We start from the raw sequence: 14,555 nt of genomic DNA, 5'->3' as shown, positions 1-14,555 counted from the left end.
TAAAAATAAAGAGGCGTTTAATATGGCTGAACTAAAATGGTGGCAAAATAGTATTGCATATCAAGTTTATCCGCGTTCATTTCAAGATACGAATAATGACGGGATTGGTGATATTGGTGGTATTATTCAAAAGCTTGATTATTTAAAATCACTAGGAATTAGTATTTTATGGATATCACCCATTTATAAATCACCAATGGTTGATATGGGTTATGATATTGCTGATTATCAAGCAATCGATCCACAATTTGGTACGATGGCTGATTTTGATAAATTATTAGCAGAATGTGATAAACGTGGTATTAAAATTGTGATGGATTTAGTTATTAATCATACATCGGATCAACATGATTGGTTTAAAAAAGCATTAGCAGATAAAAATAGCAAATATCGTAATTATTATATATTTAAAACGACAACTGATGGTAAAGTCCCTAATAATTGGCGATCAATTTTTGGTGGTTCAACTTGGACTGAAGTCCCTGATGAGCCTGGGACGTATTATTTTCATACATTTGCTAAGCAACAACCCGATTTAAATTGGGAGAATCCGGTATTACGTCGTGAGATTTACGATATGATTAACTGGTGGTTAGACAAAGGTGTGGCAGGGTATCGTTGTGATGCAATTACTCACTTGAAAAAAGATCTTGATTGGGCAAGTTTAGAGCCAGATGGTAAAGATGGCCTAGTCGCTGTTATTAAAAAAGGTCAAAATCGTCCAGGAATTGATGTATTTTTGGATGAACTTAAGCGTGAAACGTTTGATAAATATGATGCGGTTACGATTGGCGAGGCGTATGGTGTTCCTGCTAAAGATTTACCTAAATATATTGGTGAAAACGGGTACTTCTCAATGATATTTGATTTTTCATATTTAAATATTGAAGTTAAAAATGTTGATGAGTGGTATCAAGGACGCTCAAATTGGACTATTTCTGATTTGAAAAAAATTATTTTTGATAGTCAAAAATCAATTACAAATGCACATGGGATTAGTGCTAATGTGTTGGAAAATCATGATCAACCTAGAACAATTTCTAAATTAATTGTTAACAAAGAAGATCAAACACCAACAGCTGCAAAAGCTTTAGCAACGATGTACTATTTCTTACCTGGGGTTCCGTTTATCTATCAAGGTCAAGAAATTGGTATGAAGAATATGCACCGTGATTCTATTGATGAATTTAAAGATGTGTCAACTGTTAATAATTATCAGATGGCATTAAAAGAGGGGTATTCTGAAACCGAAGCTATGGAACTGGTTAACGAGAAATCTCGTGATAACGCACGGACACCCATGCAATGGAATTCTGATGAATATGCAGGCTTTTCAAATACAGAACCATGGGTGAAAATGGGTAATGATCGTAAGGGTATCAATGTCGCTGACGAAGAAAATGATGAAGAATCAGTATTATCATACTATCGTAAGCTTGCAACTTTACGTAATAATCCTAAATTTCATGAAACGATTATCTCTGGTGAATTACAGCAAATAATGGGAATACCTGATGATGTTATTGGGTATAAACGTGTGATGGCTGGTCAGGAACTTATTATTTTAGTTAATTTATCAAATGATAAGCAAAAAATTGAATTATTGAATCCAGCATTAATACTATGTTCAAATATTGCTGTTGATGCTAAAATTAGTCAAGGAATGTACAACTTGCAACCTTATCAAGCAATCATTATCAATAACAAATAGGCGATAATTTAAAGTGTACCATAAGTGTTAGACATAAAATCTAACGAATATGGCGCACTTTTTGTGTTCAAATGGGTACAAAAAAAGGTCTAATTCCTAAGAGAATAAGGGATTAGACCGTTTCATTTATTTTAGTTTACTAGTGCCATCGTTGTAATTGAGGGTGACACCAGCTTCTACATTAAAAATATAAGTATTAAATTTAATAGTAGAGCTGCCGATGGATTGTGCTTCCATTTGCACACCTCGAGCAAGAAGTTCATTTCCTTTAAAGATAGGCGTCACACGATATCTAATATAGTTATTAGGATGTTCTTTAAGATAAGTCGCTATATCCATTTCATGAGCGAGCATTTCTGGTGCATTAAGTTCCCGAGTACCAGTAATTAAATTCTTGGGATTGTTATTTTGGCCACTTAGCTGATAACCAATTAAATGACTACGATTATATAACCACCCACTACTAATTCGTTTATTGTTCCAACCAGTAGGGTCCCAAGTCAAGCCCGTACGTTTTGCAGTCGGCATTAATGACTTATTTAACATTGCGTTGGCGACACCAGCACGATTTAGGTGATCTAAATGACTATATGATTCCCATGTCCCTTTACTAGTAGATAAGGTGTTTTTACTGAAATTAGGCTTGTTGTTATTAACTTGGATTTCATTTGTGCCATTATATTTTAAAGATGAAAGGGTTGGTGTTTTAGATTTCTTATGTGTTATTTTGGTGGCGGGTATTTTCTTTTTTGATTTTTCATCATACTTAGCTAACTTAGCTTTTAAATCTTTAATTTCTTGGTTAAGGTTGTCTAGTTTTTCTTGTTCTTTATCAGTTTTTTTATTAATTTTTTGAGCTTGTTTTTTATCAGTATAATCGTATGTAATATGATCTCCTGTTTTTGCTAAAGCAACGGGAGTATGACTGATACCTAGAAAAATGACTGATAAAATTAGAGTGCTTGTTAATAAGTGTTTATTAATTTTCATTATCTTTTTGCCTTTCTATATCCAGCATTTTGTGCGTCTTGCTCACTATGGAATGTTATCGCATTGGCTGAATTCATATGATAGCCAGCTTGGCCTGGAACATGGTAAATTTTAGAATTAATGTTACCAATAATAGTTTCTCCACCAGTAGTAACCTCGTTGGCATCAGTGTGAGTAGGAGTGGCTGAATTTTGTTGTGGTCTCGTTTGTTGTTTATGGGATACTGAATTTGTAGTACGGGTTCTAGGGACTGCAGCTTTTACTTTTTGAGAACTTTCAGTTTTAGACGCAGCTACAACTTTTTGCTTATTAATTTTTTGAATACTTTCAGATTGGGCTTCAGATTCTTTTTTATCTAATTTAGCAGTTAGTAATTTAGCTTCAGATTTTTTTGAAGAAACTTCTGTCTTAATCGATTCATATTTAGATTCTGCTTTTTTCTTATCGGCAGTTCCAACTTTTTTAACGATTGTATGAGCAGGGGCCTTAGATTGAGTAGAATCAGAGCCACTGGTTATGCCTATTGCTACAAATGAAATTATAAATACAATGACAGCGTACCAAACACGGTTCTTGATTTTAGTATATGTATCAATATCTTTCTTTTTTGTTAGAAATCTTTTAATAACGTAATAGATGATAAAACCAAATGAAATTAAAAATAATAGTGTTAGAAATGTGGTCATGTTAACCCCTCCAGAGTTTTTTTAGTTCAAAGTGAACGGCAAGAATTATATCATAAATGTGAAAAAAATGCTTTTCAAAAAATTATAAATAATCTAATTGTAGGCTTAATTACCAGAATATTGGCTGATTTGATGCTGACTGTAAAAGATGTGATAGGAAAGAAAAAATAATAAATTATGCCATAATAGTTAAGCACAAAAAAACGCAAAATGTTTTGAGCATCTTATGCTTTTTAGTGTTTTTTTAAATCGTTCTAATATGACTAACCAGGACAATGAACTTAGACACACATCATCACATGGTTAGAGTTAAATCCACAATGAAAAGTGTAATTACTGTAGAAGCATACGATCTAGTTGAACAGGCAAATTTTATTGCTAGTTTATTAACTGACGAAGAGTGGAGAAAACTTTAAGGATAAGTTAATTAGGCAGCTGGATAGAAGAATGAAAGGTGGGACTGTCTTATGACATACACTCAGGCAGTAGCATGCACAATCGGAGCACTAGCGTTAATAATTTACATTTACTGGAGGAGTATCAGATGAAAGATTTAATTGCATAAATTGAAAGTAAAATTATATTTTTAAATGGAGATTATGGATATGACTCAGATGTGATAAGCTGCACGAATGATTGGGTTCATTGCGGAACTGAACAACTATTAACTTATACAAAATTGGTAGAATTTAACGAACGAATTGATGGAATATTATATTATTTGGGATCAACGGAGGGATATTACAGATGACAATAAGGACATATAAAAGAACAGATCTAATTGAAAAATATAAGGGTGGACTATCTTATGGAAAAGGTATGGAAACTGTTTAGATATTACTAAATGAAAAAGAAACGGCTGATAATGAGCTATTCTTTCAGGCATATGACGCCAATATGTTTCCCTTGCCTGATATGAGTAGTTGGAACAAGTCATTCGTTAAAATTGTAACATCATTTGTGCTAAGTCAGATTAGCGAAGATTGTACCGTCATTTTAGATGATTTAACTATTAGGAATTAGTGGAGGAGTATTAGATGACGAATAATCAGAAAATATACCGTGATGCACTATTACAATGTGTATCAAATAACGATGTCGTTAGCGAAATTATCAGATTCAATAATCATTTTAGCGAAAAAGGCAGCGTGATTATTAATGCGGTACATGATTTAACCGTTGAAGAAAAGAACGAAGTAATCAGAGAGATTACATTAATCGGGATAGGGTGATTAAATGCTTAAAGCAATAGCAGAATTTTTAGAGTTGTTAGTAATATTATTCGTCATTATTTTTTCAGTGATTATATTGATGAAGTTTACAGTAAACGTGTGGGACTTTTTCTTTTAGATTTAAAAGTAGACACAAAAAAAGCCACCTCTTGAAGGTAGCTGTAATCAATCGCGTAAATTAATTATAGCATACTAAAGGGGTGGCTAAGTTGATGGTTGAACAACAATTAAATTTTGATGTTGACGTTAAAAAGACGCAAGAAAAGGTACGTGAATTTCTTGGTGATGATTTAGATCATTACCTTACTATAGCTAGAATGTCACGATTAGATATTAAGTCACCGCTTATCAGTGATATGCCTGGTAGTTCTCAATATGGTAATGGTAGAGAAGCTGCACAGGTTGAATACGCTGATGCAGTTATAGAAATAACAGGGTACAGTAATAGCCGATATTATAAATTGAAAGGTGCTGCATTTTTATATTTTGCGGAAGGATATCCTAAGCAGATAAAAAATTTACAAGTATATAAAAATTGGACTGTGATGAGAGTGACATCGGAGTACAATGAGACTGAAAAGGTAGTAAAATGATAATGTTAGATGTTTTAGACAACTAGAATATTTAACAAGAACTCTAAATATTTATACACGCGTTAGACAGGTATTGATTACCTGTCTTTTTTACTGTTTAATAGTGAATGCGAGTATAAATATTTGGAGGAGATTTTATGGCACAAAAATTTTATGGTTCAAAAATAAATATTAATGGAAATATTTTTAATCAAAATGTTAAAGAAATTAAGATGAGTTTGATTCCAGAAAAAATAAAACAATATGATAACAAAAATAAAGAAAATAGATTTATAAAGCAAAAAAGTAATCAAAATAGTAAAATTCAAAATATTGAATGGACTTTAGCTAACATTGTTCAAATAAGTGATGATATATTATCTGGTGATATTGTAAAAAAATTCCAACGTTCTATTGAACAATTGGTGGGTGCGAGGACTCAAAAAACGTTTAGAGATGAGGCAGAAAAAGTACATTTTTTTTATTTTATTGAAACTGAAATTTTGTTATGTCAGACTAAAACTGATATTTCTTATGAAGAAGCTTTTGAACATTTTAAAATGCTTCTTGATCATAACGATGAACAAATTGGCTACTTAAATATACAATTGCTAACAAGGGTTGATGAATTTGAAACAGAATTATTTTCTGATACTATACAAAAAATAAAATTAAATTATGTAGTCCCTAATGATCCAGACACATTGAATAGCATTAGTGATATTTTATTGGATAATAATGCATCTACTGGAAAATTTGAGATAGAAAATAAAGAAAAAGGAATAAAAAGTTATGAGCAAGACGGAAGTAAGTCAAAATTAGTTTTAAATTTATTAGAAATTATGAAAAAAGGATTTGGTTCAATTGAAGCAAGAATTGGAAATAGGCGTCATTCAAAATCAATTAAATCGAAAGAATTTCCAGTTAGTGCTAGAATAGAAGAAAGCGATTTAAAGGATATTAAAGCAATAGAGAAATTAAAAAAAGACATAATAGAGTAGCAGATAGAAGGTGGAGTGTATGACGTTAGGCGATGAAATATATAAAAGGTCTAAAATGATTCATCTGATGAAAGTCGTTTCTAAAAAACATTTCTTTAATTGGAGTATATATCTATCAGCAATAACTTCAATATTATTTGTTATAAGCGTGTGGAATGATAAAACTTCACAAGAGCACTTTACACTATTTATGAAGCAAAATAGTATGGTGTTTTTTTCAGCAGGAATTGGAGCTATTGCTATGATATTAGCAGCAATAGCAATTATAATTGTGATTTATAATAAGAAAAATTTACATTTAATTGTTACAAGTGATAAAAAAACATTTGAAGGATTTATTTTTCCATATAGATGGGGAGCGAGTTTATGGGCTTTATTAACTGTAATATCTATTATGATAAACATCATTCCCTATAAAATTACTGGTGATTTAAAAATTTTACTATATACAGGATGGTTATGGTTAGTACTGTACTGTATTAATTTTACAGTATATTTAATTGGTGAAGTTGTACAGCATGTATTATTGTCAGCTACCTTTGAAAAAGGTGACAATAATAATTAGTTAACTGAAATCGTAACCACTAAAAAAATATTAAAAATAGATACCGTAGTAGTATAACCGAGCATCCACATTGTGAGTGCTTTTTTGATATCTAAATAGTACTGGTTACAAGAGCAGATATCCTGTAATATTAGTCTTAGTATTAAATTAGGAGGGACGTTGATGAATACTATTTTAGCAGCAGTGATAGCGGCAGTGGTTTCTTTCATAGTGTCAAGTATATCTGCTAATGAACAGAAAAAAACACTAATTATGACATTGAGAGATTCTTTAGATAGTAAATCAGGATGGCGTGAAAAACTTTTTGATGTTGCAGCTAAAGATAAAATGACATTATCAGATATATATTTATTAAGAACCGCGTTACAAATTAATGCAAAAGAAGGAACAATTAATTTGCAAAAGTTACAAGAAGGTGAATTAGTTAAATTAATGATATATAATTTAACGGGATCAAAAGAGGAAATTGAATTAGACAAAATAAAAATATTTAGTTCAGATGGACAAAAGCAATTAACAATATATAAAATGAATGAGCTAACTAATTCAGGTAAATTAGATGAAATGCTTTGCCGGACTAACGTAAATGAAGTAATGAAAATTAAAGTAAATGATATAACTGTTTTATTACCTGAAGAATTAAAAGAACATAATAATAAAACGTTTGACGATATGACTAATACGATGATAAAATTTTGCGAAAAAACCGTAAAGGTTGCAAACGAGCGCCCTTTAAATTCTAAAAAGGAGCGAATTCTTTTAAATGATGAATCTGAAAAAGTCAGAATATATTGTCGGTTTCTTTTGAAAAATCATTGGGAAGATCTTAGAAATACAGATGAAAACGGAGATAAAAGAAAAGAATATTGGAATGGTTTCCATAAAGCGGTGGCTGATACTATGGACATGATAAATAAAATTGACAAGTCTGTTCTAAAATGATGAATGATAGGAGTTAGATAATAATCTAGCTCTTTTTTAATACCCAAAATAGAAGGAGATTACAAAACAACACAGATAGCGAGGTGGTGAGAATGGATGCCAAGAGCAAGGAATCCTAAGCGAGATGAAGCATATAAACTGTGGCTTGAATCAGACGGTAAGGTAGTATTATCAACGATTGCCGAGCAGTTAGGTGTGTCTAGTTCGAGTATCAGAAAATGGAAGTCACAAGATAAATGGCAGGCGGAAAACGTAGGGAGCGCTCCGATAAACGAAACGGAGCGTTACGATTCAATGAAGGATAATGAGAACGCAAAGAGTAATCATGGGGGAGCACCTCCTGATAATAAAAATGCAGTATCACATGGGTTATTTGCTAAATGGCTGCCAGATGATACAAAAGATTTAATGAGTGAAATATACGACAGTAATCCGATTGATATTATTTGGAATAACATTATGATTCAGTACGCTGCAATCATTAGATCACAGAAGATTATGTATGTTAAAGATGAATTTGATGAAACATCTAATCAAACGTCAGCAGAGATTGCTCCGACACTTGTCGATAAAGAGGGTAATCCTATCCAGATTAAAGCAACTAGAGAGTTTCAATATGCTTGGGATAAACAGGCGTCATTCTTATCAGCGCAATCAAGGGCAATGGGGACGTTATCTAACCTGATTAAACAATTTGTTATGCTAGCTGATGAATCAGATATGAGACGTAAAAAACTGGAATTAATGGAATCACAAATTACGAAGCTTAAGACTGAAACTAAAGTTGACACAAATGAGCATACATTTATTGTTGATGATATAGACGACATTGAAGAAGGTGATGATAATGAGTAATGTATTAACGCTTAAGAAAGTATTTAATAAAGCGTTCTACTCATTATGGAGTGATGTTAAATCAGGAAGATATCTGCGATATACCGAAAAAGGTGGCCGTGGTTCTGCTAAGTCAACGCACATCGCAATGACAATTATATTATTAATGAAGAAGAAGCCTATATCAGCGTTAGTTGTCCGTAAAGTTGGTATTCAGAAAGATATCTGATGAAGAATTTAATTCATTCGATAATATCAGACAAGGTCTCGACTTTGGATATGCGACTGATCCAGTTGCTGGTGTTCAATGGCATTATGATAAGACAAGACTCCAAATTTATGCCATGCGTGAAGTTCATGGAGTCAAGATGTTTAATAGAGAACAAGCTTCTAAAGCAGAACAAGCGATGTTCTTTCAACATGAAACGATAGCTGATAGTGAAGACCCACGAACAATCAGCGAATTAAAGAATGAACATGGCTGGTCAGCTAATTATCTAAGGGGTGCTAAGAAAGGTCCTGATAGTGTTATTCATGGTGAAAACTGGTTTGATGATTTAGAGGTGATCATCTTGCGAAAGGTTTAAAGAATGGCGTGGATTCATCATCTAAGCCTAACAAGTCAAGCGCACCAAGCGCACCAAGCGCACCTAATAAACCTAGTGTATCAACAGGGATTAAATGGATTGCACAAAAGGAAACATTTAAATTAAATTCAAGTTTGCCATTAACAAAAGATGCTAGTGGTAAAGGTGCTTTAATCGCCAATATCGGCAAAGGCCAATCTATTGATTACAACGCATGTGGGATTGAATGGGTAGACAATCACGAGGTAATGATTATGGTTACATGTTCACAGGTAACGCAGCAAATGGTAAACGCAAAGATTACTGGGGTAGTTTTAAATAATAGAATATTAAACTAAAAGCCAACTTCTTATTAATTTAAGAGGTGAAGTGAGGTAGGTTTTTATTTTTGTTTAATGTAACCAAAAATAGCTTTTCCTACTATAGAAAAATCCATATTAAAAGTAAAGGTATAGGTAAGATATTGTATGATACCATTATTAGTTTTGCGGTAAAAATAAAATGTAGAATAAAGATGGAAAATAATGAATAAATTTATAATAATTTTGATATAAAAAATATCCATACAACAAATATGCACAAAATGTTTTGAGCATCCTATGCTTTCTAGTACGTTTTAAGACAAATAAAAAAACAGGAATGCCCATTTAAAGGTATTCCTGTTTTTTAAAATCGTTCTTATATGACTATCCATGACTCGGGTGAGATTCGAACTCACGACCGTCCGCTTAGAAGGCGGATGCTCTATCCAGCTGAGCTACCGAGTCATAACAACAAATATTATATGATAAAATGTTGGTACTTGTCAATCAAATTTTGGAAAACTCTTTAAATTATATTAAATACGAATGAATATTTTGTTAAAATGTACTATACTAATGAAATAATATACATAAATAAACATAAAGTCTATTAAATATAATAAAGAGGTTAGAAATGGTTGATTCTAGTGACCCAAGGGTAAAGAGAACGAGGCAAAATTTAAAAAAATCATTAGTTGTGCTCATGCAACATTATAAAGTTGAAAATATTAGTGTTCAAAAAATTACCCAAGAAGCAAATGTGACTCGAGGAACATTTTATTTACATTATCATGATAAACAAGATTTTATTGATCGGGCAATGGATGAAATTTTAGATGATTTTTTTGACAATATTATGATTTTAGCAAAACAAACGCCAGATAAAAAATATGTTTATTCAAATCCAGTAGAAGTTTGTTGTTTAGATAGAGTATTTAATTATTTACAAGATGAATCAATGATGTTTGGTGTTCTTTTTAATAGTCAAGAAGATGTTGCATTCTCTGATAAAGTTTATGATCGACTGGTTGTTTACTTGAATAATTTTAGAGAACGTTTAGCAGGTGATTTTGAAGCGTCTAAGATACCTAATGAACTACAAGTATCATATGTTGTATCGGCACATTTAGGTTTTATTAAACGGTGGTTACAGGATGGCATGATTTATACACCACATTATGTTGCTAGGGTTTTAAAAGAAATTACTGGTGTCGATACAACGCATGGTATTAATTTGACACATTTTTTTGTTGAAAATGATGGATAACGTTGACTTAAGAAGTTACATTTGATATTATAATAACGTTGTATTTGTGAACACCACAACTGCAACCGCACGTTTTAAGTTTTTAAGCGTCGGATTAGCTTAATCTGACCACTAAATTACGGCGAGTCTAAGTAATCTATAAGGAGGTGTAATACACATGTACGCAATTATTAAAACAGGTGGTAAACAACTTAAAGTTGAAGCCGGAGAAGCTATTTACATTGAAAAATTATCAGCAGAAGCTGGTGAAAAAGTTACATTTGATGAAATTGTTTTAGTTGGTGGCGAAAAAACCGTTATTGGTGCTCCTTTTGTTAAAGGTGCTACTGTAACTGGGACTGTTGAAAAACAAGGCCGCGAAAAGAAAGTTGTTACTTTCAAATACAAAGCTAAAAAACATTCTCATACAAAACAAGGTCATCGTCAACCATATACTAAGGTTGTTATCGATGCTATCAACGCATAAATTTGAAAGTAGGTTACTAGTATGATACGTGTAGTTATTTCTCGGAGAGATGCCAAAATCATCGATGCGTTTGAAATAACAGGGCATGCTGATTCTGGTGAATATGGTCAAGATATTGTGTGTGCTGCGGTTTCGGTGTTAACTATTAATACGATTAACAGCTTAACTGAGCTCGCTAAAATGAATCCTGGGGTTTTAATGGATGAAGAAAATGGTGGTTTAATGAAAGTTAAATTATTAGAATCTGAAATAGTTAATTCTACAGGACAATTATTTTTAGAAAGTTTAGTCTTAGGACTACAGTCAATTGAGCAAAACTATCAAGATTACATTAAATTAACACTTAAATAATAAACTATAACAAGGAGGTGCATTGATTATGTTAATGAATATGGATTTACAATTTTTCTCACATAAAAAAGGTGGGGGTTCTACTTCTAATGGTCGTGACTCTGTCGGTAGACGTTTAGGTTCTAAAAGAGCTGACGGACAAGAAGTAACAGGTGGTTCAATTCTTTATCGTCAACGTGGAACACGTATTTATCCTGGTGTTAACGTTGGTAAAGGTGGAGATGATACTTTGTTTGCTAAAGTCGATGGTATCGTTCGTTTTGAACGTAAAGGCCGCGATAAGAAACAAGTCTCTGTATACCCTGTAGCTGAATAGTAATATTTTAAAGGAAATCTCGTCATTTATGATAGAGACTTCCTTTTTTTGTACCTAAAAAGGAGAGTTCAAATGAATATGGATAGAATTGAACGATTACGGTCAACTTTTGAAAATATTTCAATTGATGCATTTTTAGTGACCGACGCAACAAATATGGGCTATCTAAGCAATTTTGAAGGTGATGGCGTCTTATTAATTACGGACTCACAACAATTTTTAATAACTGACTTAAGGTATGAATTGGCACTAGAAAATCATGACAGAAAACTAGAAATTATATTTACACGAAATTATCTTGGTGCGGTAGCTGATGTAATTAAAGAAAATGGACTTACCGTTATGGGATTTGAATCGTCGCTATCATTTTTAGAATACGATCAATTAGATGAAGAGCTTACTAGTGATTTAGTGCCATTTACGAACATAATTGAAGAATTACGACGTAGTAAAGATAGTGGCGAACAGGCCAAATTAATTAAAGCAGGCAAATTAGCTGACGCGGCTTTTAATTATATTGTGAAAACAATTGAAGTTGGCCAAACAGAAATTGAAATCGCTAACCGTTTAGATGCGTATATAAAGGATTTGGGTGCTACAAATGAATCATTTGAAACAATTGTGGCCAGTGGTGTTCATTCAACCTGGCCTCATGCAACAGTTTCGAATCGAAAGATTCAAAATCAAGACTTAATCACGATAGATTTCGGCTATTATTATGAAGGGTATACTTCTGATGTAACGCGGACTATTGTTGTTGGGTCAATAAGCGATGAACTGAAAAAAATTTACGATACCGTTTTATTGACGCAAGAACATGTTATTTCACTGATTAAGCCAGGATTAAAATTGAGTGAATTAGCTAGAGTTGCAAATCAAATGATCGATGAAGCGGGATATGGCGCCTATTTCAATCATGGAATTGGTCATGGAATTGGACTATCCATTCACGAATTACCAAATTTTAGACTTGATGATTTAAATGGTGTTTTAGAGGTGGGGGATGTTATTACAATTGAGCCTGGAATCTATGTACCCAAAATGGGTGGCGTTCGAATTGAAGACGATATTTTAGTTGTTGAAACTGGTTTTCAAATGTTAACGGATTCTTCTAAAAAATTAATGATAATATAGACTTTAACTTGCTTTTGTAGGTTCATTATTGCTATTATTAGAACTATGAGATACACGAGATAGTAGGAGGAATTTGTATTATGATGTCCGTTAATGAATTTAAAAATGGTGTTACAATTGAGGTCGATGGAGATTTATGGCGTGTTGTTGAATTTCAACATGTTAAACCAGGTAAAGGGTCAGCTTTTGTTCGTTCAAAACTAAAGAACCTTCGTACAGGTGCTGCTCAAGAAAAAACATTCCGTGCTGGTGAAAAAGTTCAAAAAGCGCAAATTGATAATAAAAAAATGCAATATCTTTATGCTGATGGTAATAACTATGTGTTCATGGATATGGATACATATGAACAATTGGAATTACCTGAAGAACGCGTGCATGAACAATTAAACTATTTGAAAGAAAATTTAATTGTTAATGTTATTATGTTTGGAACAGAAACAATTGGTGTTGACGTTCCTAACACAGTGGAATTAAAAGTAGCATCTACTGAAGCGGGTATTAAAGGGAATACACAATCAGGTGGGACAAAGCCTGCTGTTTTGGAAACGGGATTGGTTGTTCAAGTACCATTTTTTGTTAATGAAGATGAGATGTTAATTATTAATACGCAAGATGGCACATATATTTCCAGAGCACAATAAATCAACGGAGGTAAAAGCTTATGGCTGAAGAAACAAATATTGTATTAAAAAGTACAGAACCTTCTTTAGGTGATATTAAGATTGCACCTGAAGTTATTGAAATTATTGTCGGAATTGCTGCTAATCAAATTGATGGCGTTTATTCAATGCGTGGGACAATTGCCAAAAATTTAACTGAATTATTTGGTCGTAAAAAAGCCCTCGGTAAAGGTGTTAAGTTGGATTTAACTGATGACCAAGTAAATATTGACGTTTATGTTTACCTTGATTATGGTGTATCTGTACCTAAAGTGGCATTGATGATGCAAGAAAAAATTAAACAACAATTGTTATTTATGACAGGTTTAGAAATTATTGAAGTAAATGTCCATGTTGAAGGGGTCATTCCTGAAAAGGAAGCCAATAAAATGGATACGGATGATTTATTTTCAGAAAAAGATGGTGAAAATTAGTGAGTGTAATATTAACTAGACATGCTATTCGTGAGAAGGCATTTCAAGCATTATTTGCGTTGAAGTCTAATCCAGATGCGGATAGAGAAGCAATTTACCGTGAATTATTAGAGGTTCCTGATGAAGAGTCAGCTGTCATTCCACCTTATTTAGAAGCATTGGTTTCAGGTGTTAGTGATAAACAATCAGAATTAGATGCTATTATCGAAGAAAATTTAACATCGCGTTGGAAATTATCACGTTTAAACAACACAGATTTAATTATTTTAAGATTAGCTATTTATGAAATGAATGATGTTGATGATGTTCCTGCTAAGGTTGCATTGAATGAAGCTTTAGAAATTGCTAAAGAATTTAGTGATGATGAATCAAGAAAATTCATTAATGGCGTGTTAGATCCAGTTGTTGAAAAAATGCCAATTGAAACTGAAAAAACAAATGAATAATCGGTATTAGAAAGTGTTGCAGTTTTTTGCGACACTTTTTTTTTAGAAATTAATACTGGA

20 protein-coding genes, 1 tRNA gene and 1 other annotated feature are annotated in these 14,555 nt (G+C 32.4%); of the genes, 18 read left to right on the top strand and 3 right to left on the bottom strand.

The features are described 5' to 3' along the window. Window positions 1-22: 22 nt before the first annotated feature. The gene (locus ACVQ8P_RS03760; protein WP_462297587.1) at window positions 23-1,711 is read left to right on the top strand and encodes an alpha-glucosidase; all 1,689 of its coding nucleotides are present in this window, start codon (window positions 23-25) and stop codon (window positions 1,709-1,711) included. A gap of 126 nt (window positions 1,712-1,837) precedes the next feature. On the opposite strand, the gene ACVQ8P_RS03755 is transcribed toward ACVQ8P_RS03760, so the two are convergent. Then, window positions 1,838-2,701 carry a DNA/RNA non-specific endonuclease gene (locus tag ACVQ8P_RS03755; RefSeq protein ID WP_462297585.1) on the bottom strand — a complete coding sequence of 288 codons (864 nt, stop codon included), beginning with the start codon at window positions 2,699-2,701 and terminating at the stop codon, window positions 1,838-1,840. Next, a complete protein-coding gene (locus tag ACVQ8P_RS03750; RefSeq protein ID WP_462297584.1) occupies window positions 2,701-3,387 on the bottom strand; it encodes a sunset domain-containing protein in 687 nt (228 codons plus the stop codon). Before ACVQ8P_RS03750 ends, ACVQ8P_RS03755 begins: the two co-directional genes overlap by 1 nt. A 1,037-nt stretch (window positions 3,388-4,424) precedes the next feature. Here ACVQ8P_RS03750 and ACVQ8P_RS03745 point away from each other — a divergent pair. The 9 genes from ACVQ8P_RS03745 to ACVQ8P_RS03705 all read left to right on the top strand — a co-directional run bounded on the left by ACVQ8P_RS03745 (window position 4,425) and on the right by ACVQ8P_RS03705 (window position 9,458). After that, on the top strand, window positions 4,425-4,619 hold the full coding sequence (locus ACVQ8P_RS03745) for a hypothetical protein (protein WP_462297583.1): 195 nt from the start codon (window positions 4,425-4,427) through the stop codon (window positions 4,617-4,619). 212 nt (window positions 4,620-4,831) lie between these two features. After that, window positions 4,832-5,212 carry an ArpU family phage packaging/lysis transcriptional regulator gene (locus tag ACVQ8P_RS03740; RefSeq protein WP_462297582.1) on the top strand — a complete coding sequence of 127 codons (381 nt, stop codon included), beginning with the start codon at window positions 4,832-4,834 and terminating at the stop codon, window positions 5,210-5,212. A 137-nt stretch (window positions 5,213-5,349) separates the two neighbouring features. After that, the gene (locus ACVQ8P_RS03735) at window positions 5,350-6,192 is read left to right on the top strand and encodes a hypothetical protein (protein WP_462297581.1); all 843 of its coding nucleotides are present in this window, start codon (window positions 5,350-5,352) and stop codon (window positions 6,190-6,192) included. 19 nt (window positions 6,193-6,211) lie between these two features. Continuing rightward, the gene (locus ACVQ8P_RS03730; RefSeq protein WP_462297579.1) at window positions 6,212-6,757 is read left to right on the top strand and encodes a hypothetical protein; all 546 of its coding nucleotides are present in this window, start codon (window positions 6,212-6,214) and stop codon (window positions 6,755-6,757) included. 162 nt (window positions 6,758-6,919) lie between these two features. Further along, window positions 6,920-7,699: a hypothetical protein gene (locus ACVQ8P_RS03725; protein ID WP_462297578.1), complete on the top strand. Its 780-nt coding sequence runs from the start codon at window positions 6,920-6,922 to the stop codon at window positions 7,697-7,699. A gap of 96 nt (window positions 7,700-7,795) precedes the next feature. Further along, window positions 7,796-8,554 carry a phage terminase small subunit gene (gene terS / locus ACVQ8P_RS03720; protein WP_462297577.1) on the top strand — a complete coding sequence of 253 codons (759 nt, stop codon included), beginning with the start codon at window positions 7,796-7,798 and terminating at the stop codon, window positions 8,552-8,554. Further along, window positions 8,547-8,762 carry a hypothetical protein gene (locus tag ACVQ8P_RS03715; RefSeq protein ID WP_462297575.1) on the top strand — a complete coding sequence of 72 codons (216 nt, stop codon included), beginning with the start codon at window positions 8,547-8,549 and terminating at the stop codon, window positions 8,760-8,762. Before terS ends, ACVQ8P_RS03715 begins: the two co-directional genes overlap by 8 nt. Further along, complete coding sequence (locus ACVQ8P_RS03710) at window positions 8,740-9,120, top strand: hypothetical protein (protein WP_462297574.1); 381 nt, start codon at window positions 8,740-8,742, stop codon at window positions 9,118-9,120. Before ACVQ8P_RS03715 ends, ACVQ8P_RS03710 begins: the two co-directional genes overlap by 23 nt. 8 nt (window positions 9,121-9,128) lie before the next feature. After that, entirely contained in the window at window positions 9,129-9,458 is a 330-nt protein-coding gene (locus ACVQ8P_RS03705) for a hypothetical protein (RefSeq protein WP_462297573.1), read from the top strand. 355 nt (window positions 9,459-9,813) lie between these two features. On the opposite strand, the gene ACVQ8P_RS03700 is transcribed toward ACVQ8P_RS03705, so the two are convergent. Continuing rightward, window positions 9,814-9,887 (bottom strand) — tRNA-Arg (locus ACVQ8P_RS03700). A 169-nt stretch (window positions 9,888-10,056) separates the two neighbouring features. Here ACVQ8P_RS03700 and ACVQ8P_RS03695 point away from each other — a divergent pair. The 8 genes from ACVQ8P_RS03695 (at window position 10,057) to nusB (ending at window position 14,495) form a co-directional block, all read left to right on the top strand. After that, on the top strand, window positions 10,057-10,689 hold the full coding sequence (locus ACVQ8P_RS03695) for a TetR/AcrR family transcriptional regulator (protein ID WP_462297572.1): 633 nt from the start codon (window positions 10,057-10,059) through the stop codon (window positions 10,687-10,689). A 53-nt stretch (window positions 10,690-10,742) separates the two neighbouring features. Then, window positions 10,743-10,828, top strand: a sequence feature (ribosomal protein L21 leader region). A gap of 18 nt (window positions 10,829-10,846) precedes the next feature. Continuing rightward, the gene (rplU, locus tag ACVQ8P_RS03690; RefSeq protein WP_462297571.1) at window positions 10,847-11,155 is read left to right on the top strand and encodes a 50S ribosomal protein L21; all 309 of its coding nucleotides are present in this window, start codon (window positions 10,847-10,849) and stop codon (window positions 11,153-11,155) included. Between the two features lie 21 nt (window positions 11,156-11,176). Further along, complete coding sequence (locus ACVQ8P_RS03685; RefSeq protein ID WP_462297570.1) at window positions 11,177-11,506, top strand: ribosomal-processing cysteine protease Prp; 330 nt, start codon at window positions 11,177-11,179, stop codon at window positions 11,504-11,506. A gap of 28 nt (window positions 11,507-11,534) precedes the next feature. Continuing rightward, window positions 11,535-11,822, top strand: coding sequence for a 50S ribosomal protein L27 (rpmA, locus tag ACVQ8P_RS03680; RefSeq protein ID WP_462297568.1), 288 nt, complete (start codon window positions 11,535-11,537; stop codon window positions 11,820-11,822). A gap of 72 nt (window positions 11,823-11,894) precedes the next feature. Then, on the top strand, window positions 11,895-12,956 hold the full coding sequence (locus tag ACVQ8P_RS03675; RefSeq protein WP_462297566.1) for a M24 family metallopeptidase: 1,062 nt from the start codon (window positions 11,895-11,897) through the stop codon (window positions 12,954-12,956). Window positions 12,957-13,036: 80 nt separating this feature from the next. Further along, complete coding sequence (gene efp / locus ACVQ8P_RS03670; RefSeq protein ID WP_462297564.1) at window positions 13,037-13,597, top strand: elongation factor P; 561 nt, start codon at window positions 13,037-13,039, stop codon at window positions 13,595-13,597. A gap of 20 nt (window positions 13,598-13,617) precedes the next feature. Further along, window positions 13,618-14,049 carry an Asp23/Gls24 family envelope stress response protein gene (locus ACVQ8P_RS03665; RefSeq protein WP_462297562.1) on the top strand — a complete coding sequence of 144 codons (432 nt, stop codon included), beginning with the start codon at window positions 13,618-13,620 and terminating at the stop codon, window positions 14,047-14,049. An 8-nt stretch (window positions 14,050-14,057) separates the two neighbouring features. Then, a complete protein-coding gene (nusB, locus tag ACVQ8P_RS03660) occupies window positions 14,058-14,495 on the top strand; it encodes a transcription antitermination factor NusB (RefSeq protein ID WP_462297749.1) in 438 nt (145 codons plus the stop codon). The last annotated feature ends 60 nt before the right edge of the window (window positions 14,496-14,555 follow it).

The organism is Dellaglioa sp. BT-FLS60 (assembly GCF_054941065.1).
This window is presented reverse-complemented; position numbering and strand designations above follow the sequence as displayed.